The sequence below is a fragment of the Litchfieldia alkalitelluris genome (genome assembly GCF_002019645.1).
Classification (GTDB): Bacteria; Bacillota; Bacilli; order Bacillales; family Bacillaceae_L; genus Litchfieldia; species Litchfieldia alkalitelluris.
In genome coordinates this window covers 2,127,680-2,150,554 of sequence record NZ_KV917374.1, presented here as the reverse complement: position 1 = coordinate 2,150,554, position 22,875 = coordinate 2,127,680, and the positions used below count along the sequence as shown (strand labels likewise).

Below are 22,875 nucleotides of genomic sequence, written 5' to 3'. Positions count from 1 at the left end.
TGACAACCTTTCCTGGATATGCAAACAAAAAACCATGGAAGAATTCGCAAAAAAAAATGTATGGGGATAAAACAATAAATCACTAAAAAGTTGTTGAAAACATTGTATAAGAATTTTACACAATAATCAGGACTTGACTCCGATGCACTTCTGAAAGGGAATCAGACTCGTTCTTTCATTCCTTTTCTACCCCAATTAACTACTGAAAGGGAATCAGACTCGCTCTTTCATTCCCTTTCTCCCCCGATGCACTACCGAAAGGGAATCAGACTTGCTCTTTCATTCCCTTTCTACCCCGATACACTACTGAAAGGGAATCAGACTCGCTCTTTCATTCCCTTTCTACCCCGATGCACTACTGAAAGGGAATCAGACTTGCTCTTTCATTCCCTTTCTACCTCGATTCACTACTGAAAGGGAATCAGACTTGCTCTTTCGTTCCCTTTCTCCTCCGATGCACTACTGAAAGGGAATCAGACTTGCTCTTTCATTCCCTTTCTACCCCGATACACTACTGAAAGGGAATCAGACTCGCTCTTTCATTCCCTTTCTACCCCGATGCACTACTGAAAGGGAATCAGACTTGCTCTTTCGTTCCCTTTCTACCCCGATTCACTACTGAAAGGGAATCAGACTCGCTCTTTCATTCCCTTTCTACCCCGATGCACTACTGAAAGGGAATCAGACTTGCTCTTTCGTTCCCTTTCTCCTCCGATGCACTACTGAAAGGGAATCAGACTTGCTCTTTCGTTCCCTTTCTACCCCGATTCACTATTGAAAGGGAATCAGACTTGCTCTTTCGTTCCCTTTCTCCTCCGATTCACTACTGAAAGGGAATCAGACTTGCTCTTTCGTTCCCTTTCTCCTCCGATGCACTACTGAAAGGGAATCAGACTTGCTCTTTCGTTCCCTTTCTACCCCGATACACTATTGAAAGGGAATCAGACTTGCTCTTTCGTTCCCTTTCTACCCCGATTCACTATTGAAAGGGAATCAGACTCGCTCTTTCGTTCCCTTTCTACCCGATACACTATTGAAAGGGAATCAGACTCGCTCTTTCGTTCCCTTTCTACCCGATACACTATTGAAAGGGAATCAGACTTGCTCTTTCGTTCCCTTTCTACCCCGATTCACTATTGAAAGGGAATCAGACTTGCTCTTTCGTTCCCTTTTTATCTCGATTCACTATTGAAAGGGAATCAGAATCGCTCTTTCATTCCCTTCTACCCCAATACACTACTGAAAGGGAATCAGACTCGCTCTTTCATTCCCTTCTACCCCAATACACTACTGAAAGGGAATCAGACTCGTTCTTTCATTCCCTTTCTCCCCCGAGTCACTACTGAAACGGAATCAGAATCGTTCTTTCATTCCCTTTCTCTCTTACTCACTATATTATATTCTGCTTCCCCCGCACCTACTAGCTCCCCATTAAACAAAACAAAAAAGCGCCCCACTCAACCGAGCGAAGCACTTAAAAATAAATTAATTCACAACCATTCCCTGCACAATGACCCTGTTCTTCCCAGCCTCTTTTGCAGCATATAACGCCTTGTCGGCACGATGGAAAAGATTTTGAACGGTATCTTTCTGCTCTTTTTTCCAATCGGCGATTCCACAGGAGATGGTTACTTTTGGTTTTGTATTACTTTGGACTTTCTCAACGAGTCTATTAGCGACGACGACTCCAACCTGCTTTGCTACTTTTGGTAAGTAAATGGCAAGCTCCTCACCACCCCACCTTGCACCGATATCTTGATCTCTTATATTCGCTTTTAGCAAATCAGCCACCTGTATAATGACCGAGTCTCCGACCTGATGGCCATGCGTATCATTAATATTCTTAAAATTATCAATATCAATTAAGATGAAGGTTCCTTGTAAATCGTTTTCCATTGATTTATGAATTCTATCATCAAGAAAATTACGTGATCGCAGCTTTGTTAAATGATCCGTTATCACCAAATTCTCAAGTTCTTCACGTAACGTTGAGTTTGAAAAAGCCAAGGTTGAATGATGAATAAGAGATTGAAACAATTTAAATGTGTCAAATGAAAAGAAATATGGATTTCTATGTAGAACGATTGCAATGCCCTTAACCTCACCATTATGAACCATAGGCACAGCCATTAATGAACTAAACTTTGTTGACTCCTCATCTTCGACAATATCATGATCAAAGTCACCCACAAATAACGTGTCACGTTCATCTTTGATTTTTGCTTGTGAGAATTCAATAATGCTTAATGCTTCTTCCGAAAAGAAATAGCCTGTACTGCCCGGAAGCACTTGAGAATCTTTACCTAATTCAAAACTTATAAATCCAACCTCATCCGCTACTAAGTATTTAATAATTTGTTCGGACATAAATGAAATAGTATCAGTTAATCTAAGGTTTGAATTCAATCGATGAGTTGTGTCATTTATAAGTTGGAGATCTGCTACAAGTCTTTTAGATTGCTGGTAAAGTTGGGCATTTTCTAACGCACTGCCTGCTGTATTTGCAAGTAACTCGATAAAATTGGTTTCATGGTTTGGAAATATCACATGATTTGGTGCGATTACTTGGAGAACCCCATATACACCTTGCTTTCCTTTTAATGGTGCATAAAGCGCCGATTGCCGATTTTTAATAAAATCTTCTCTTTGTATATTTCCAGTAACAAATGCTTGTACAGCTGCAGAGCTCTCATAATTATGATATTTTAAATCTTTTATTGGTAGGTTATCACTTGCAACATTATCATGTGATAACAATAAATAATATGTAAAAGTTGGATACACATTTTGAAGTGTTTTTATCACTTCACCAAGAACATCATCAATATTCATGGAAGAATGGAACTTGGCTGTTAAACCAAATAACCGTTCATAACGGAGCTCTTCATTTAAAAACTTAGACAGTCTTTGAAAGCGATCAACTATTTTCGTGCACTCGGTTACAATGGACATAATTAATTTAGTGCTTATTGAAGAAAAGTCTTCAAGTTCGAACAACATAACCCCGATATTTTCACCATTTATTTCCATTGGTAGTTTCCATTCACTTGAATCCTTAACTTCCTCGGGAGAAGTAATTTCGAATTTTTTTAAAGAAGTTGGCTGAGTTGTTGCTGATAGTATATATCTTTCTTTCCATTCATCATACAAAAAGATAGAAACATTCCTAATCGCAAACACAATTTTTACCTGTTCAACTAATTTTTCAACGATATTGTCGTTTTCGTTCTCAAGAGTCATTATTTCATATAAGCTGCTCTTAAAAATAAGTAATTGTTGAACTTCGTCTTGCTGTAATAACATATTATCATCACCCACAATTTCTCACCGTTCTTAGTTTATATAAACACCTTTTAATAACTAGCTAATACAAACAACATTCAGAAAAGATGCTCAATATAATTTCTTAATTTTATTATAAGATAAAATTGTAGATATTTCCTTATTTAATTGTCAAAATGAGTAAAACAAATTAGAGTCTATAAAGCAACTTGACTTTACAGGCTAAAAATCATATAATATTCGTTGTGTAAAATATTGCAGCGTATGTGATAACTTTATGTGTTCATTTTATTCCTCTTAATGTTTTAAGATGGTGTGTCGAGTAACTCTTTGGCTGCTAGAGCGAGGGTACATGAAAATAAAATGTCCATAAATGTATTGAGTCACATCTGTTTTTATTTTACAACAAAATAAAAACATTTGAAGGAGGAGTCATTCATGGCTCGTTATACAGGTCCAAGCTGGAAATTATCCCGTCGTCTTGGCATTTCATTAAGTGGTACAGGTAAAGAATTAGAAAAGCGTCCATACGCTCCAGGACAACATGGTCCAAACCAACGTAAAAAGCTTTCTGAGTATGGTTTACAATTACAAGAAAAGCAAAAATTACGTCATATGTTCGGAGTAAATGAGCGTCAATTCCGTAATACATTTGATGCTGCTAGTAAAATGCAAGGTAAGCACGGTGAAAACTTCATGGTTCTTTTAGAATCTCGTCTTGATAACATAGTTTATCGTGCAGGTTTAGCTCGCACACGTCGTCAAGCTCGTCAATTAGTTAACCATGGTCACATTTTAGTTGATGGAAGTCGTTTAGATATTCCTTCATACCGCGTGAAGCTTGGTCAAACAATTACATTACGTGAAAAATCTCGTAACCTTGACGTTGTTAAAGAAGCTGTTGAAACTAACAACTTCGTACCAGATTACTTAACTTTTGATGCTGAGAAATTAGAAGCAACTTTCACTCGCTTACCAGAGCGTTCTGAATTACCTGCTGAAATTAACGAAGCTCTTATCGTTGAGTTCTACTCTCGTTAATAAGTACGAACAAAACCCCTGGATTTTTCCGGGGGTTTTTTTACGATACAAAAAGCATTAAATTTCACCTTCGCTTTGGCATCTAGTACGAGACACCATCGCCTTTTGGCCAAAATCCATTAGGTTGCCCTGAGCAGAGTTTCATGTTATCCTCGTTCAATTTTTTTCTTCCCAAAATACCACCAATTCCAGTCCCCAAATAACTTCATTAAAGATGGGACCAACAGCATTCGTACAATTGTGGCATCAATAAAAATGGCAATCGCGATTCCTACACCAACCTGTTTCACTGGCATCACTCCAGTAAAACCAAAGGCACCAGTTACAACAATCATAATCGCTGCTGCTGAAGTAATGATTTTGCTAGTTGTAGCAAGCCCTTCGACTGTTGCTTCATCATTATTACCTGATTCAAGATAGTTTTCATGTATTCGGGAAATGAAAAAAACCTCGTAATCCATACTCAAACCAAATACAAGACTGAATACAAAAACAGGAACCATAAGACTTATATCAGATGGATTAATACCCAAATGTCCTTGTTGAAAAATCCATACAATAATCCCGAACGTTGCCAGTAAACTCAAGATATTCATTGCGATCGCTTTGATTGGGATTAATAAAGAACGAAATGCGACCATTAAAATAAAAAAGGTGGTGGCTAATATTAGTGCTAAACCATATGGTGATTTTTCATATATTTCATCAAATATTTCTTGTTCGAAGGTCGGGCTTCCTCCCAAGTACATGTTCAATTCTTGAGAGTGATCTTTTTGAAACCTCACCCACGTTTTTGCACTTTCTATATCCTCAAAATAGACGTTCAATACCATTTTATTATTTACTGAATATCGATCAAGCACTCCCATAACCTCTGGGTTATTATCCTCTAACGCAAGGAGGTGTGTCATTTCTTCAGCTGAGTTTATATTTAGAAGCGAGAACGGCGACTCGACAAGTGACACTTTCTCTTGTTGAATAATCTTATCAATTGTTTCTTTGATTTTTGTTAGATTTTCCTCCTCCAAGACGTCTCCGGGTGTTTCTAATACAGCAATCACTTTATGTTCTTCGTTTTTGTTTTCATCAATGAACACGTCTCTGTAGGTTTCAAGAGCAATTCTTGCTTCATAATTAGGTGGCAATGCATCAAGACCAGGGATAGTTAAATTCATATCTTTCACTGGAACTAAACTAATTAACAATATACTAAGTGCGAGAAGCATCATACTAACTGGTCTTTTCATGACAAAAATAGCAAACCTTCTCCAGACACCCTCTGTATCATTTTGTGATTTGATCACACTTAGCGAGTTTATTTTCTTACCTAATAAAGATAGTAGTGCCGGTAAAAAGGTAACTGCTGATAGTACTGATACAAACACAACCACCATGCCACCAACAGCCACGTTCATGAATAGATCAATTTTGATAAATAAAAGTCCTAGCAGTCCAATAAACACACATAAACCTGAAAAAATTATTGAACGCCCTGCAGTCGCAATCGTAATGGAAATTGCCTCATGAATTTCCTTTGTTCTAATTTCTTCCTTATACCTATTAATAAACAAAAGGGCAAAGTCGATACTCAGTGCCAAACCAATCATCGGCACTATATTTAATAAAAAAATTGAAAAGTTCATTTGAAAACTTAACAAGTATAGAATTCCCATTGTAATAATGATCGAAATGATTCCAATTAACAGCGGAACACTTGCTGCAACCAAACTACCAAATGCAGCAATTAAAACAAGCAAAGCGATCGGGAGACCGATCATTTCAGCTTTTACTAAATCCTTTTGACTTGCTTCATTCAAATCCTTTACAACTACCGGTTCTCCTGTAGGACTAACATCCATACCTGTTTCATTCGGTAATAATTTTCGCAGTTGATTAATTTCAGCATCCATCTCTTCAGAGTCTTTATCAAACATAAGGAGACCATACGCTAAGTTCCCTTTCATCATGCCTTCATGTTCAAATGGTGTTACTTTATTTTCTACCCCTGGTAGATCTTCTATCTGGATGAATGTGTTCGATATAAAGTCTTTCCACTTTTCATCGGATATGAATGCTTCTCGTTCAAAAAGCAAAATAATTTGTGATTTTGCTTGGTTAAATTCTTGTTCTAGCAAAGCTTCGGTTTCTTGATAATCTCCATCATAAGCAAAGCCATTACCACTTAAGACCGATGGAAGCTTAATTGCTAAGATCGAAAATCCAATGATTAATACAAGCCATAAAAAAAGGATAGGTTTTCTTAGTTGATAAATGTATTTCCCTATATTCACCATTTCTTTCCCTCCATATATCTCTACCTAGCATTTGTATATTTCATCTTTGATAATCATTTCTTAACAAAAAACAAGCCAATTCCTTTTGTGGCTTATATCTGTCCATCACGTTCTTACCGTCAAACAATATATATCTGGTGAATGGATGCTGCTAGGATGTAACAGCTATTTTACACATTGAGCAATTGTATATAATACAAAAAAGAAGCAACCGAGATTAAGTCTCATTTGCTTCTCTAATTTAACTTTAATTATCTGTTGTGTTAAAAATTGTAACTATGGTCAATTAAAAACAAGCTTTCTAAAAAAGACCTTAGTATTTAATTAGGTAGTATTTCTTCTTGCCTCTTCTGATAATCGTAAATTGTCCTTCTATACGATCTTCTTTTGAAATCACACGGTCAAGCTCTTGGGCTCTTTCTCCATTTACATAAATTGCACCGTTTGAAATATCCTCACGTGCTTGGCGTTTTGATGGAGAGATTTTACTATTTACAAGTAGGTCGATTAATCCTACTTCCTCTTCATTGTTAACTTGGAAAGATGGTACATCTTTAAAGCCTTGCTTAATCTCGTCCGCAGTTAAATCCCCGACATTTCCACTAAATAGGCTTTCAGAGATTTTCACAGCTTGAACAAATGCCTCTTCACCATGAACGAGCTTAGTTACTTCCTCAGCTAATGCTTTTTGACCAAGACGCTTTTCAGGAGCGTTTTTTGTTTCCTCTTCAAGTGCATCGATTTCTTCTTTTGTAAAGAATGTAAAGTACTTCAAGTATCTTACTACATCACGGTCATCTGTATTAATCCAGAACTGGTAAAATTCATATGGTGATGTTTTTTCTTTATCTAACCAGATTGTTCCACCTTCAGTTTTACCGAACTTAGTACCATCCGATTTAGTCACTAGGGGAATTGTTAAACCAAATGCTTTTGAATCTTCTTCTACAGATTTACGGATTAACTCAAGACCAGCGGTGATATTACCCCATTGATCACTACCACCAATTTGCAGCTTACAATTTTGTGTTTCGTACAATTTAAGGAAATCATATGATTGTAAAATCATGTAGCTAAATTCAGTAAATGAAATCCCTGCTTCTAATCTTGAGGCAACTGAATCTTTTGCTAGCATATAGTTTAAACCGAAGCTTTTTCCAATATCACGTAAGAAAGTAATCAGATCTAAGCTTCCAATCCAGTCATAGTTATTGGCAATTTGGGCTGGATTGCCTTCTTTATTAAAATCTAGAAATTGAGATAATTGATTTTTGATACTTTGGCTAAAGCCTTCAACAACTTCTTTCGTATTTAACGTTCTTTCCGCTTTTTTACCACTAGGATCACCAATTAAACCTGTTGCACCACCAACTAATGCAATAGGTTGATGCCCTGCCATTTGGAATCTTTTTAATGCCAACACCCCAACCAGATGTCCAATATGAAGACTGTCTGCTGTAGGGTCAAACCCACAGTATAGTTTTACACTTTCTTGATTTAAAAGGGATTTCAGTCCCTCTTCATCTGTCACCTGATTAATTAACCCTCTAAACTGTAAATCATCTAAAATTTCCATGTTTGACTCTCCTTTTTCTACAAGAAATTGATACACATTTTTTTGATATACATCATTGTACTTTCAATATGTGGTCTGAGCAGATCAAATAAAAAACTCGCCCCTTCGTAAACGAAGGGGCGAGTTTTGATCGCGGTACCACCCTACTTAAGAACAAAGAATGTTCTTATCTCAAGTTTCGATAACGGGAAAACCGTCTTTTGCTACTAATGATGATACTACAATCATTATGTTCCCAAAAGAAGCTAAAGGTAGTAATTCATGATAACCTATGTACTGATTTACACCAACCATCAGCTCTCTATAACATTGAAGTTATCACTACTATGACCTCTCAAGTGCGTTTAAAGTATTACTGTTTTTTTATCATAAAAAGAAGCTTTATGTCAAATAAAATAATGGAAATTAACAAAAAAATAATACTTCTCTTCTGCTTTATGCTATAATGTACTTGATTTTAGGGGGCTGATGATATGAAGTTTAATAAATCACAGTGGAGTGAACGATTGCTTTCGTTAAAACATATTGTGACAAATAAACATGCATGGAAAGGGATAAGAATTACATACAATGTTACTTGGAATTTATTCTTAATCTTCCTAATCATAGGGATCCTTGGTGTGACTTTTGCGGGTGGAGTTGGTGCTGGATATTTTGCATCACTGGTAAAAGAAGAACCTATTAGAGCCTATGATAATATGAAAAGAGATATTTACAACTATGAAGAAACAACAGAAGTATATTTTGATAATAATATCTATTTAGGTAAATTACGAACAGATTTAGAACGAGAAGAAGTTGATTTAAGCCAGATTTCTCCTCATATAATTAATGCGGTAATCGCTACAGAGGATGAATATTTTTATGAGCATAATGGAGTTGTTCCAAAAGCCATCCTCCGTGCTATGATTCAAGAGGTTACAAGTGCACCGATGCAAACAGGCGGAAGTACACTAACTCAACAATTAATAAAAAATCAAATCCTAACAAATGAAGTCTCATTTGATCGTAAAGCTAAAGAAATACTACTAGCTATGAGACTAGAGAAGTTCTTTGAAAAAGATGAGATTCTCGAAGCTTATTTAAATATCGTCTCTTTCGGGAGAAATTCAAGCGGTCGAAATATTGCTGGTGTCCAAGCTGCGGCTCAGGGGTTATTTGGTGTGGATGCAAAGGATTTAACACTTCCACAAGCTGCATTTATAGCTGGAATACCTCAAAATCCTTATGCTTACACTCCTTTTTATAACCAGCTTAATGAAGAAGGCAATTATATTAAGGATAATCTCGATCCTGGTCTACAAAGAATGCAAATAGTATTACGCCGTATGCTAACAGCAGAAGTGATCACACAAAAGCAATTTGAAGAAGCATTGCAATTTGATTTAGCAGCGCATCTGATTGATCCAATACCTTCTACTAGGGATGAATATCCTTGGTTGACTAATGAAGTTGAAGCAAGAGCTACTGAAATTTTAGTTTCAAAAATTGCTGAAGAAGAAGGCTATGAAGAAGCAGACTTAGAAGCTGATAGTGAACTTAAGAACTATTATTACTCTACAGCTTATAATCAACTGAGACAGAATGGTTATCAAATTCACACTACAATTGATAAAGAAATTTATGATCGTATGCAAGATGTCGTAAAGAACTTTGATTATTTTGGTCCTGAAATAAAAAATACAAAACCTAATCCTGAAACAGGTGAGTATGAAATTGAACCTGAAGAAACTGGTGCTGTTTTAATTGAAAACAAAACTGGTAAAATTATAAGTTTTGTTGGTGGTCGTGATTTCCATAGAGAAGAAACAAACCATGCAACACAAATGATACGTCCTAATGGATCGACAATGAAACCCCTGCTGGATTATGCACCAGCCTTTGAGTTTGGTACATTACAACCAGGATCAATATTAGCAGATGTTCCATATCAATATCCTGGATATTCAAAATACGTTCAAAACTATGGTGGTCCCAACGATCATGATGGTTTAATGTCTATAAGACATGCCTTAAAAATGTCAAGAAACGTCCCTGCTGTAAAAGCGTATGTTAATAACTTTGATAAGAAACCAATTACTTTCTTAGAAAAAATGGGTTACACTTCCCTCGTTGATGTTGATTATACGACCCACTCGATTGCATTAGGTGCACTTGATTATGGTGTATCTGTTGAAGAGAACGTAAATGCCTATTCAACATTTGCAAATAGTGGGAAATTTATTGATGGATATATGATTGAAAAGATTACAACCAAAGAAGGCGAAGTCATATATGAACATGAAGTAGAAGAAGTTGAAGTCTTCTCACCTCAAACAGCTTATCTAACAATAGATGTAATGAGAGACGTTATTCGTAGTGGAACTGCCACTTCGTTATACAGTCATCTAAAATTCAGTTCTGATTGGGCTGGTAAAACAGGTACAGGTCAAGATTTGAAGGATGTCTGGTTTGTAGCAACAAACCCAAATGTATCATTTGGAACATGGCTTGGATATGATACACCTAAGCCAGTTAGTATCCGCCATAAAAATGTGAACTACTCAGTGCGAAACATCATGTTATGGTCACAGCTCATGAATGCTGCTTATGATGTCCGCCCAGAACTTGTAGATCCAGAAGAGCCATTTAAAATGCCTGGTGGTATTGTACGAAGATCATATTGTGTATTATCTGGTTTATTACCGTCGGAACTATGCCGTGAAGCAGGCCTTATAGCTGACGATATCTTCAACACTAAATTTGTTCCGAATAAAGTTGATGACAGTTTAACGAAAGGTAAGTATATTGTAGTCGATGATAAAGCATATCGTGTACCTGCTAGTGCACCTCTTGAATTTGTTCAAGAAGGAGTCATGATTAAAAAAGAATTCTTAGAATACCATGACTTAACTGATACTGCTGCCATTGAAAAAGTCTTACCTAAAACATCTAAATGGGAAAACCTAGTCATTACTGAGGATGACGAAGTAAAGGATAATGGTTCTAGACCAAATAAAGTAACAGGTGTTACTATCTCTGGTAATACACTTTCTTGGAAAAAACATAGCCATAACGATATCCTAGGTTATCGTATTTATGCAGCTGCTAATTATTCAACTAACTTCAAAAAGGTAGGCAGTGTTCCAGCAACAGATGATTTACGAGTATCTCTCAATAATGCCATTGGTGCCTATTATGTTACAGCTGTTGATGTAAATGGAAATGAAACACCTTTTGCCTCAAGTGATATTGTTAAAAAGGGTGACTATCAAGAAGTAAAACCAGAACCGGAAGAACCTAAAGAGGAAGATCCACCAAAGGCGGATCCTTCAAAGAATAATCCGCCTGATAATGACCCAGGCAACGACTCTCCGACTGATCCAAGTGATCAGGATGAGAATTAAAAGTGACTATGGATTAAAGATAGGAAAATCCCCAAGCGAACATGCTTGGGGATTTTTTTTATTAAAATGCTATTCGTTGTATACGATTTTCTGTGTATCCAAGAATTGGACCCCGTAGTGGTAAAGTAAAATAACCACCAAAAAATAAAAAGCTAGTAGAGAAAACCAACTTCATTTTCATTTTCTCCACTAGCTTTTGTATTATTAATCTTCCATTGTCGAAAGGTCACCTGTTGGTAAATCTAGCTCCCACGCCTTTAAGACCCGTCTCATGATTTTTCCGCTTCTCGTTTTAGGGAGCTTATCACGGAACTCAATCTCCCGAGGTGCTGCATGTGCCGCAAGACCTTTTTTAACAAAATTACGGATATCTTCTTTTAATTCTTCGGTTACTTCATATCCATCACGGAGTGCAACGAATGCTTTGATAATCTCACCACGAACAGGATCAGGCTTCCCAATAACACCTGCTTCCGCAACAGCTGGATGCTCAACTAGCTTGCTTTCAACCTCAAATGGTCCTACACGCTCTCCAGAAGTCATGATGACATCATCAATTCTTCCTTGAAACCAGAAGTATCCATCTTCATCCATATAAGCAGAATCCCCTGACACGTACCAATCCCCAGGCATAAAATAGGATTCATACTTCTCTTGGTTGTTCCAAATTGTATACATCATAGAAGGCCAACCACGTTTTATTGCTAAATTACCCATCCGATATGGCGGAAGCTCTTCTCCTTGGTTATCCACAATAGCCGCTTTTACCCCAGGAATTGGTTTACCCATTGAACCTGGTTTGATTTCCATACATGGATAGTTACAGATTGTTTGACCACCTGTTTCGGTCATCCACCAAGTATCATGGACTCTTAAGTTAAATACCTTCATTCCCCATCGTACTACTTCAGGATTTAATGGCTCTCCAACACTTAAGATATGTCTTAGTGTACTCATATCAAACTGCTTTACAACTTCATCTCCAGCACCCATTAGCATTCTAAATGCTGTTGGCGCACTATACCAGACAGTTACACCAAAATCCTCAATCGTTTGATACCATGTTTCTGGTTTAAAGCGTCCTCCTAAAATAACGTTGGAAACCCCAGATAACCAAGGACCAAACATTCCATACGCTGTACCAGTTACCCAACCAGGATCAGCAGTACACCAGTAAACATCCTCTTCTTTTAAATCTAGTACCCACTGTGCCGTCTGATAATGCTGGATCATTGCATTATGAACGTGGAGGACTCCTTTAGGTTTTCCTGTTGAACCAGACGTATAGTGTAAAATAAGACCGTCTGTACGCTCAACCCATTCAATTGCTAGATTCTTACTAGCACTCTTCATTCTTGTATTTAAATCTATAAAAGGTCCTTCTTCCTTGATATTCTCACCTACAAGGACGACTGTCTCCAATGCAGGTAATTCATCTAATGGAACTCGACTTAAAAGCTCAGGAGTTGTCACTATGACCTTTGCTTCACTATCCTGCAAACGATCTCTTACAGCCCCCTCCATAAAAGCCTCGAATAATGGACCAACAATTGCACCAAGTTTAATTGCACCTAAAATCGCAAAATAACACTCAGGAGATCTTGGCATGAAAACAAATACCCGGTCTCCTTTAACAACATCTGCTGCCTGCTTTAACACATTTGCAGCTTTATTTGACATCTCTTTCATCTCTTTAAATGTGTACTTTTCATCTCGGGAAGGATCTCTGTAGTAAAGAGCAATTTTGTTTTTTCTGAACCCCTCTGCATGGCGGTCAATTGCTTCGTAGGCCATGTTTACCTTACCTGTCTCAGACCATGTAAAGCTTTTTTCGACTTCTCCCCAATCGAAATCACGATACATCTGATTGTAGTCTTTTAAATTAAAATCCCCTTGAATAACTGGTAGCGCTTCCACTTTCATATTAATCCCCCTTATGTAAAAGTAATCCTCCTCTATTATAGTACAAATATTATTTTTTCTCAATTTTAAAAATACAGAATATAACAGTTTTTAGATTATTTCAGAAAATAATATGAAAACGCTTCATTTCTAACTTTTTCATGTATAATAGTAGCAAGTACTTTTTATAATGGTGGTGATGTGATGAAACATCTGAAAACATATAATGCAAAAGAAGTAAAAACTCCAAACGGAAACTTAATCATAGAAGGGCCTATCAATGGACAAAAGCTTGCTAGTTATGAATTTCATAAAGATTTAGTCGCCTTTCGTCCACCTGAACAACAAAAGAGAGCATTAATTGGAATTGCGGATCTGCCAGAAGGTAGAATTATAATAGCAAGAATCCGCGATACTATAGTAGGCTATGTCACTTATTTATACCCGGACCCCCTTGAGCGTTGGTCTGAAGGAAAAATGGAAAATTTAATTGAATTAGGTGCAATTGAAGTCATTCCTGAATACCGTGGATTCTCTGTAGGCAAAAGTCTATTAATTGTATCTATGATGGATGATGCGATGGAAGATTACATTACGATAACGACCGAATATTATTGGCACTGGGATTTAAAAGGAACAGGATTAAATGTCTGGGAATACCGAAAAGTAATGGAAAAAATGATGAACGCTGGTGGGCTAGTTTGGTATGCTACCGATGACCCGGAAATAAGCTCGCATCCAGCTAATTGTTTAATGGCAAAAATCGGCAAAAGAGTAGATCCAGAGTCAATTCAAAGATTTGATCGACTACGCTTTATGAACCGTTTTATGTATTGATTGTTTTAGATAGAAAACAAAGGGGGATTATGAATATGATCATTGAAGAAATTATGAAAAAAAATGTTATCACTCTATCTCCTGGGGATCCAATTGAAACAGCAATACAATTAATGAGTGACTATCATATAAGACATATACCCATTGTTAATTCAACAAGAGAAATTTTAGGTGTCATAAGTGACCGAGACATCCGTGATGTTAGTCCCTCTATTTTACATAGAAATGACCATATTGATGATTTTCAAAAACCAATTGAGACGATCATGAGTAAACATGTGATTACAGCACATCCTTTGGATTTTGTGGAGGAAGCAGCAGTGATCTTTTTTGAACATAAAATCGGATGCTTACCTATCGAGAAAGATAACAAGCTAGTTGGAATTGTCACAGAAACAGATATTCTTTATACTCTTGTTCAGCTAACAGGTGCACATCAACCAAGCTCTCACTTAGAAGTAAGGGTTGCTAATAAAGCTGGTATGTTAGCAGATGTCGCTGTTATTCTAAAAAAACATAATGTTAACATTGCCAGTGTCCTTGTATATCCTGACGTTGATCAACAATATAAGATTTTAGTATTTAGAGTTCAAACTATGAATACAACCAAAATTGTTTCTGAATTAAGGGAGCACGGTTATTCAGTCATTTGGCCTAACTTAGAGGAGTTACTAAATGAGTAGAGATTCGATATTCGTATATTCTGACCAGTATATTTCTTATAAATTTAATGATAAACATCCGTTTAATCAAATCCGGGTGAAATTAACATATGACTTACTAAAATCTATACATGCACTTGATGACCTAAGGATTGTTCAGCCTCGTATAGCAACAGATGAGGAACTGTCTCTTATTCATGACCCCAAATATATTCAAGCTGTTAAACTTGCTAGTGAAGGGGGCTTGGCCCCAGAGATTGCTGCGAACTATGGTCTAGGAACAGAGGATACTCCCATCTTTCCTGGAATGCATGATGCAAGTTGCTTATTAGTTGGTGGAACATTAACAGCTGTTGACTATGTAATGGAAGGAAAAGCAGCTCACGGTCTTAACCTTGGTGGAGGTTTACATCATGGGTTCAGAGGTAAAGCATCTGGCTTTTGTATTTATAATGACAGTGCAGTAGCAATCAAATATATGCAACACAAATACAACGCAAAGGTCCTTTATGTGGATACTGATGCTCATCATGGAGACGGCGTACAATTTTTATTTTACGATGACCCAAATGTTTGCACATTCTCTATACATGAAACTGGTCGTTACCTTTTTCCGGGGACTGGAAACATTAATGAGCGAGGGGTCGGAAAAGGCTATGGATATTCGTTTAATATACCCGTTGATGCCTTCACTGAGGATGAATCCTGGCTCCATGCTTATGATACTGCGTTAAGAGAAGTGATTGAATTTTTTAAGCCTGATGTTATCTTAACTCAAAATGGTGTGGATGCTCATTTTCTTGATCCTTTGACACATCTATCCACAACAATGAAAATTTATCGAGAGATCCCAAAGTTAGCCCATCAGTTAGCTCATGAATACTGTAATGGAAAGTGGATTGCTGTTGGAGGTGGTGGCTATGATATTTGGCGTGTCGTACCTAGAGCATGGTCCCTTCTTTGGCTTGAGATGATTGACCATGAAGAAATAACAGGACCTTTACCACAAACATGGCTAGAACAATGGCAAAACGTTTCACCTGTCGCACTTCCTCCTGAATGGGATGATTATGTGGAATTATACAAGCCAATTCCACGTAAGCAGGAAATTTCTGAAAAGAATGCGAATACAGTTGCCAATGCATTGTATCACATACGAAGTTCAAAAAAACATTAAGAAAGATGAGGTTATTCCATGTATCGCGTTTGCTGCTACTCGATACTATTGGAACCTCATCTTTTATTATGGAAATTTTCGCAAACTCAAATACAATTGTTCGAATTTTAGAAAAGATCCTTTATTCTTTTTCAATCATGGATTGACGATATTCAATACGGTGTGGCAGTTCTACAATATGATCCTCTACTGTCTCTTTGTTCATATACTTGGTTAATAAACGCATAGCAACAGCTCCGATGTCATACATAGGTTGAACAACAGTAGTTAGACGTGGACGGACCATTGTAGCAAGTCTCGTATTATCGAACCCGATGACTTCAATTTCCTCAGGGATTAAAATACCTGTATCAGCGGCACCATGAATGACTCCTAATGCCATCTCATCTGTACTAACAAAAATCGCAGTGGGTTTCTCTGCTAATTCTTTAACCTTATCAATCGCTTCGATTCCAGACTCATACGTATAATCTCCCTCTAGAACTAACTCCTCTTCGAAAGAAAGGCCTGCTTCTTCTAAACCACGACGGTAGCCTTCCAGCTTTTTAAGAACAACTTGTTCTTCTGCATCAACAGGTCCAGATAAGAACGCGATTCGCTTATGCCCTTTATTAATCAATGCAGAAACAGCATCGTAAGCAGCTTGTTCATAGTTAATGGTAACAGAAGGAATCGTTTTACTAGTTTCAATTGAAGCTGCAAGTACAATTGGAGCTGGCGATCTTTCAAATTCACGAACATGATCTTCTGTAATCGATGCTCCCATAAATACAATACCATCAACCTGTTTGCCGAGCATCGTATTTAAAAGATGTAATTCTTTTTCCTTATTTTGGTCAGAATTACTTAAGATGATGTTATACTTGTACATCGTAGCAATATCTTCAATTCCTCGAGCAAGTTCCGAATAAAAGATACTTGAAATGTCAGGGATGATTACACCAACTGTAGTTGTCTTTTTACTAGCTAAACCACGAGCAACAGCATTTGGGCGGTAGCCTAATCTTTCAATTGCTTCTAATACCTTTTTTCTAGTTGTTGGTTTCACATTCGGGTTTCCGTTAACCACACGTGAAACAGTTGCCATTGATACATTTGCTTCTCTTGCTACATCATATATTGTGACATTCATTGACAACACTCCTTATACGTACATTCTATATTTACTAGTATGAGTTTATATAGTCATATTCATTACTTGATGCTAAGTTTGTTTTTGAAAAACATATGTCAAATTTTCATACTTTATGTTAGTAATCATACGATACAATAACGCCTACTGCAATCTCTTTGCATACATTTTGTGAAAAAAGTTCAATATATTTGGTTATTTTAAGTCGTAAGCGCTTTATTTCCCGAAAAATAATTTAGCTTGTCTAAATAAATAAAAACAAGCAAATATATGTCAAATTCAAAGTCCTAGTACCATCTCTTGCTTGCGTGTTTCCAACGAGTTGGGACTTAAAATAATACATTAGCCCCCCTATTTGAAAGATATAAAACGATATAGTGGTAATCAATTTTAACTGTTAGTAGAAAAGGCGACATGATTTAGGTTTTTATGTTCCCCCATTTTAAACCATATAAAAAAGAACTGACAAAAGTGTCAGTTCTTTTCCTGTTATGCTTTAACAGCAGCTAATTTCTTCAATTCAGTAATATAATGGTTAAATTGGTCAAAATCCATTTGCTGTGCTGAATCTGAGAGAGCAACTGCAGGATCTGGGTGAACCTCCGCCATCACTCCGTCTGCTCCAATTGCTAGAGCCGCTTTTGCACATGGAATTAATAAATCTCTTCTTCCTGTTGAATGAGTCACATCAACCATTACTGGCAAATGTGTTTCTTGTTTTAGAATTGGAACTGCCGAAATGTCTAACGTGTTTCTCGTAGCCTTCTCATATGTTCTAATCCCACGCTCACATAGGATAATTTGTCCATTTCCTTGCGAGATAATATATTCTGCTGCGTTAATAAACTCATCAAGTGTTGCAGCTAAGCCTCTTTTTAATAAGACTGGCTTATTAACTTGACCAGCTGCTTTTAGAAGGTCAAAGTTCTGCATATTACGTGCACCAATTTGAATCACATCGATATAATCAATAGCTTTTTCGATATCTGCTGGGTTAACAATCTCACTTATTGTAGCCATATCATATTCGTCTGCAACACGCTTAAGTATCTTCAAGCCTTCTAAACCAAGTCCTTGGAAGTCATATGGTGAAGTTCTTGGCTTATATGCACCACCACGAAGTAACTTTAATCCTTGTGCCTTCGCAACTGCAGCAACAGCCGCAACCTGTTCATAACTTTCAACCGCACATGGACCAACAACAAAATATTGGCTGCCGTCTCCGATTTTTTCACCCTTAACATCCACAATTGTGTCTTCAGGCTTTTTCTTTCTAGAAACCAATAGAGCTTTGCGATGATCGTCCTTTTGAAGCTCTAAACCAGCTTTAAAGATTTCTTTGAAAATATGTTGTAATGTAGATGTCTCAAATGGTCCTTTATTATGTTCATTTATATGGTTTAACATATGTCGTTCTCGAACTGGATCATAACGATTTACACCTTGTGCTTCTTTTGCTTTTCCAATCTCTTGAACTAGTTCTGCACGCTCACTAATTAAGTCCAATAATTTTAAGTTGATTTCATCCACTCGGTCACGAAGTTTATCTAATTCTAAATTACTCATCTCTCTCATCCTCTCTCTTCTATAAAGCTATATACACTTTTATTTTCTTGAATTTAGGCTAATTATAAACGATATCTTTTGGGTTGTCACTAAAAACTTTAACATTTAAACGCTTTTAAGCGGTAAAGTGTTATTATTATATTCAAAATCATTTTAAATGTTAGTCTATTATGAATAGTACCTGAAAATAGGTATGTAAGCAAGGCGCATTATAAGGAAAAATGGTCACAACATTATATCATATTAAGTTTAGTACTGATGTGTTCGTTCTTACCCTTTACTTTGTTGAAAAAAAATAAAGCCAAATGGCTTTATTTTTCTTTATAATCAAAGTAATTGTTATGTTTTTAGTTTTAGCGAGGGAGTTATACACAAGAGAGTTCACGAGTCTTATATTATTGAACTAAGTGTCTACCCTGAAAATAACTTAGGTTGTGTAGTTCCATGAGCTGCGATCCACTTGCTTTCCGCGGGGTGGTCCGTGAGCCTCCTCGTCGCCAGGGGCGGGCTCCTGCGGGGTCTCACGAGACCACTGGATCCCGCAGGAGTCAAGTGGCTCTCCGCTCATTCCACACTGAGGAGGAAACATTTTTTCATACTCCATGGTGCTAATTTTAATTAGCATAGATGTCTACCCTGAAAATAACTTAGTTAGCGGAGTTCCATGAGCTGCGATCCACCTGCTTTCCGCGGGGCGGTCCGTGAGCCTCCTCGTCGCTTTTTGGGCGACTGCGCGGGGTCTCACGAGACCGCTAGATCCCGCAGGAGTCAGGTGGCTCTCCGCTCATTCCACACTAGGTGAATGCACTATTTTCATACGCCATGGTGCAAATTCTTATTCGCATGGACGTCTACCAACACAAGAATATACATTTCACTATTGTTTAAAAGTTTTTTTATGCAAGAACTGCATTATTTAAAGATGATTTTGTAATCTTCCAATGTGATGCATTCCACTTTACTGATTGATTTTCAAATAATAGAGCTTGAGGTGACTCATGTTTAATTTCAAACTCTTCAGCGATATAGTTTGATAATGGTCTTGCCTCTTGAACAAATAAATAATACGCTGCTACATCGGTATGTCCTTGGATAAAGGTTTCAAATTCATCAAAAGCTGCCTGACTGACTGGGCAGGTTGTACTATGTTTCACAAATAAAAACTTGTGATTTTCTTGTAGTAGCTCATTAAATTCCTCGATTGTTTCTATTTTTTTCATATCTTTCGCTCCCTCACATTAAAAGTGGTGAAGTAATTTTATCACTCCACCACTTTTATTTACAACTAATATACTTTTTATAGTTTATTTTCAGCATCAGATAGTGCTTGTTGAGTTTCTGCTAATCTTCTTTGAACTTCTTCAGTTTGATCATTTGCAGTAGATAGTACTTCCTCAGCCTTTTCTTTTGCTGTTTCATTTACATTTTCAAGTACTTCCTTACCTTGCTCTACTGTTTTATTACTATACTCTTTGACCTTGTTTAACAACTGATTCGATTGATCTGTTACTGCTTCGGTAAGATGAGCTGTTTTTTCTTTTGCATTATCCGCAAGCTTTGAACCACGATCAACGACCGTATTCTTTAGACTCTCTGTTTTTTCTTTTACAACTGATGCTTGATCATTAAAATCTTCCCTAAGTTCCTTACCGGATTTCGGGGCCAAAAATAAAGCTGTTGCTGCACCGACAACCCCTCCGATGATAGTTCCAATGATAAAGTCCTTGCCACTCATTCCATCTTTACTCATAAATTTCATCCCCTTTAAAATAGTTAAGTTATATTATATTAATGGTTCCTTGTCTTTTATGTTTTCTTTTGTCGTCTGAGTAACCTTCTTAGCTTTCCACATATCCCATATATCTATTACGACATTACTCCATTGAACAACTTGAGATACCTTGTCTTGATTTTTATGAAGCTGATATGTAACTGAATCTGAAACATTTTGGATTGAACCATTAAATTTTTGAATTGACGTACCAACATCTTTTACTGCGTCAACGACAGTGTTTAAGCTCTGAGACTTCTGTTGTAAGTCATCCGCTAGTGTATTTGTTTTTTGCAATAGTACAGTAGTTTCTTCAGTAATTCCTTCCATTTGCTTTTCTAATCCTGATAATGTACTAGCGACATTATTTAAGGTTAGTTGAAGAGACTTTAATGTTTTTGATAAATAGATAACCAATACTAAAAATGAAATTGCAATAATAGCTACACTTATGTATACAATTAATATCATTTTTACACCCCCTCCCAAATGTTACACTAATTCTTTACCCATATAAAAGAAATATAAACATTTTGGTGTTAATTTTTTTATTTGAACCGTGAAGTTCGGGAAACTTTGCAATCTCTTACAAGTTTTAATATAAATCATTAAATTTTTACCAAGGGTTCAAAAAGGTTTTTTCTTACTTAGTACATTGATAGAGTGGATCGGTAACGTGAAATTTACAAACCGAGGTATTTTCAGGGAGACCCCAATGCTATTTGATTTGCAATTGAAATAGTGTACAACCTAAGTGTAGCATGGGCGGAGAGCCACTTGACTCCTGCGGGATCTAGCGTCCTCGTGAGACCCCGCAGGATCCAAAAGCGACGAGGAGGCTAACGGACCCGCCCCGCGAGTGGAGCGCAGCGCATGAAACTACCTAGGTTATAAACAGGATAACTGACTGTTTACCTAGAAAATCTCATACAAAATATCCCAGAAACCCTTTTCCACATATTAATTAACTTTCGACATAGGTGAAAGAAGTCCTTCTATGTTTCTTTTTATCATGATTAGGATTTATTATTAAACAATCATTATCTTTTGGGTTACAATAATGTAGTACATATTATAAATAACATGATGGAGGATCTTATGAAAGATATTCGCATTGAAACTTTAGCAAAAAACTTAATAAATTATTCTGTACGTCTTCAAAAAGGTGAAAAAGTTTTAATTGAAAACTTCGGATTACAAAGAGAGCTAGTTACTGCCCTTGTTAGCGAGGCGTATAAGGCTGGCGGGTATCCATTTGTCTCTTTAAAAGACCATCAAGTTGACCGTGCATTGTTACTTGGAGCTCAGGAAGAGCAGTTTAATATGATTGCTGATTTTGAAGCAAATGTGATGGGTCAAATGGATGCATATATTGGTTTGCGTTCTGGCGACAACATTAATGAGCTTGCTGATGTTCCTGACGACAAAATGAAAATTTCAGGAAATACAATCGGGAAAAAGGTGCATAGAGAAATTCGGGTTCCTAAAACCAAATGGGTCGTATTGCGTTATCCAACTTCTTCAATGGCTCAGCTTGCGAAAATGAGTACAGAAGGATTTGAAGATTTTTATTTTAATGTTTGTAATCTTGATTATGGAAAGATGAACGACGCAATGGATTCCCTTGTTAACTTAATGAACAGAACAGATAAAGTTCGAATTACTGGGCCGGGAACAGACTTAACTTTTTCAATCAAAGACATCCCTGCCGTTAAATGTGCAGGACAAATGAACATACCTGATGGTGAGGTATACACAGCTCCTGTTCGTGATTCAGTTAATGGTACCATTACATACAACACGCCTTCACCATATCAAGGTTTTACCTTTGAAAATGTAAAGCTTACGTTTAAGGATGGAAAAATTGTTGAAGCAACCTCAAATGATAGTGATAGAATCAATAAAATATTCGATACTGATGAAGGTGCAAGATACATTGGTGAATTTGCGATTGGAGTAAATCCATTTATTCAACATCCAATGCAGGATATTTTATTTGATGAAAAAATTGATGGGAGCTTCCACTTCACGCCAGGTCAATGCTATGACGATGCATTCAACGGTAACTCTTCAAATATTCATTGGGATATGGTTAATATTCAACGTGCTGAATATGGCGGAGGAGAAATGTATTTTGACGGTGTGTTAATTCGTAAGGATGGAAGATTTGTTATAAGCGAACTTGAGCAGTTAAACCCTGACAACCTAAAATAAACACAAATAAGGCTACTTTTTAGAAAAGACCTAAA

At 36.8% G+C, this 22,875-nt stretch carries 15 protein-coding genes and 1 other annotated feature; of the genes, 6 read left to right on the top strand and 9 right to left on the bottom strand.

Annotation, left to right across the window (positions count from 1 at the left end; translation table 11 throughout):
- Positions 1-1,485: 1,485 nt before the first annotated feature.
- Entirely contained in the window at positions 1,486-3,303 is a 1,818-nt protein-coding gene (locus BK579_RS09795; protein ID WP_078545069.1) for a sensor domain-containing diguanylate cyclase, read from the bottom strand.
- A 417-nt stretch (positions 3,304-3,720) separates the two neighbouring features.
- Between BK579_RS09795 and rpsD the strand changes: the two genes are divergently transcribed.
- Positions 3,721-4,323, top strand: a complete 603-nt coding sequence (gene rpsD / locus BK579_RS09790) for a 30S ribosomal protein S4 (protein ID WP_078545067.1) — start codon at positions 3,721-3,723, stop codon at positions 4,321-4,323.
- A 146-nt stretch (positions 4,324-4,469) separates the two neighbouring features.
- On the opposite strand, the gene BK579_RS09785 is transcribed toward rpsD, so the two are convergent.
- Positions 4,470-6,617, bottom strand: coding sequence for an MMPL family transporter (locus BK579_RS09785; RefSeq protein WP_078545065.1), 2,148 nt, complete (start codon positions 6,615-6,617; stop codon positions 4,470-4,472).
- 313 nt (positions 6,618-6,930) lie between these two features.
- Complete coding sequence (gene tyrS, locus BK579_RS09780) at positions 6,931-8,193, bottom strand: tyrosine--tRNA ligase (protein WP_078545063.1); 1,263 nt, start codon at positions 8,191-8,193, stop codon at positions 6,931-6,933.
- Positions 8,194-8,305: 112 nt separating this feature from the next.
- Positions 8,306-8,541: a binding site (T-box leader), on the bottom strand.
- 125 nt (positions 8,542-8,666) lie between these two features.
- On the opposite strand from tyrS, the gene BK579_RS09775 reads away from it, so the two are divergent.
- On the top strand, positions 8,667-11,579 hold the full coding sequence (locus BK579_RS09775) for a transglycosylase domain-containing protein (RefSeq protein ID WP_078545061.1): 2,913 nt from the start codon (positions 8,667-8,669) through the stop codon (positions 11,577-11,579).
- Positions 11,580-11,783: 204 nt separating this feature from the next.
- Here the strand turns inward: BK579_RS09775 and acsA are convergent, their stop codons facing one another.
- Positions 11,784-13,502 carry an acetate--CoA ligase gene (acsA, locus tag BK579_RS09770; RefSeq protein WP_078545059.1) on the bottom strand — a complete coding sequence of 573 codons (1,719 nt, stop codon included), beginning with the start codon at positions 13,500-13,502 and terminating at the stop codon, positions 11,784-11,786.
- A 183-nt stretch (positions 13,503-13,685) separates the two neighbouring features.
- Between acsA and BK579_RS09765 the strand changes: the two genes are divergently transcribed.
- From BK579_RS09765 to BK579_RS09755, 3 genes are read left to right on the top strand one after another with little or no spacing between them, the layout of a single operon-like run.
- Positions 13,686-14,318, top strand: coding sequence for a GNAT family N-acetyltransferase (locus BK579_RS09765; protein ID WP_078545057.1), 633 nt, complete (start codon positions 13,686-13,688; stop codon positions 14,316-14,318).
- 35 nt (positions 14,319-14,353) lie between these two features.
- Positions 14,354-15,001, top strand: coding sequence for an acetoin utilization AcuB family protein (locus tag BK579_RS09760; RefSeq protein ID WP_078545055.1), 648 nt, complete (start codon positions 14,354-14,356; stop codon positions 14,999-15,001).
- Positions 14,994-16,157 carry an acetoin utilization protein AcuC gene (locus BK579_RS09755; RefSeq protein WP_078545053.1) on the top strand — a complete coding sequence of 388 codons (1,164 nt, stop codon included), beginning with the start codon at positions 14,994-14,996 and terminating at the stop codon, positions 16,155-16,157. The genes BK579_RS09760 and BK579_RS09755 overlap by 8 nt, the downstream gene beginning before the upstream one ends.
- Before the next feature lie 121 nt (positions 16,158-16,278).
- Here the strand turns inward: BK579_RS09755 and ccpA are convergent, their stop codons facing one another.
- The 5 genes from ccpA to BK579_RS09725 all read right to left on the bottom strand — a co-directional run bounded on the left by ccpA (position 16,279) and on the right by BK579_RS09725 (position 21,097).
- Positions 16,279-17,289 carry a catabolite control protein A gene (gene ccpA, locus BK579_RS09750; protein ID WP_078545051.1) on the bottom strand — a complete coding sequence of 337 codons (1,011 nt, stop codon included), beginning with the start codon at positions 17,287-17,289 and terminating at the stop codon, positions 16,279-16,281.
- A 489-nt stretch (positions 17,290-17,778) separates the two neighbouring features.
- Complete coding sequence (locus BK579_RS09745; protein ID WP_078545050.1) at positions 17,779-18,855, bottom strand: bifunctional 3-deoxy-7-phosphoheptulonate synthase/chorismate mutase; 1,077 nt, start codon at positions 18,853-18,855, stop codon at positions 17,779-17,781.
- A gap of 896 nt (positions 18,856-19,751) precedes the next feature.
- Positions 19,752-20,075: a bacillithiol system redox-active protein YtxJ gene (gene ytxJ / locus BK579_RS09735; protein ID WP_078545046.1), complete on the bottom strand. Its 324-nt coding sequence runs from the start codon at positions 20,073-20,075 to the stop codon at positions 19,752-19,754.
- A 77-nt stretch (positions 20,076-20,152) separates the two neighbouring features.
- Positions 20,153-20,605 carry a YtxH domain-containing protein gene (locus tag BK579_RS09730; RefSeq protein ID WP_078545044.1) on the bottom strand — a complete coding sequence of 151 codons (453 nt, stop codon included), beginning with the start codon at positions 20,603-20,605 and terminating at the stop codon, positions 20,153-20,155.
- Between the two features lie 33 nt (positions 20,606-20,638).
- A complete protein-coding gene (locus tag BK579_RS09725; RefSeq protein WP_078545042.1) occupies positions 20,639-21,097 on the bottom strand; it encodes a DUF948 domain-containing protein in 459 nt (152 codons plus the stop codon).
- 627 nt (positions 21,098-21,724) lie between these two features.
- Between BK579_RS09725 and BK579_RS09720 the strand changes: the two genes are divergently transcribed.
- On the top strand, positions 21,725-22,840 hold the full coding sequence (locus tag BK579_RS09720; protein ID WP_078545040.1) for an aminopeptidase: 1,116 nt from the start codon (positions 21,725-21,727) through the stop codon (positions 22,838-22,840).
- The last annotated feature ends 35 nt before the right edge of the window (positions 22,841-22,875 follow it).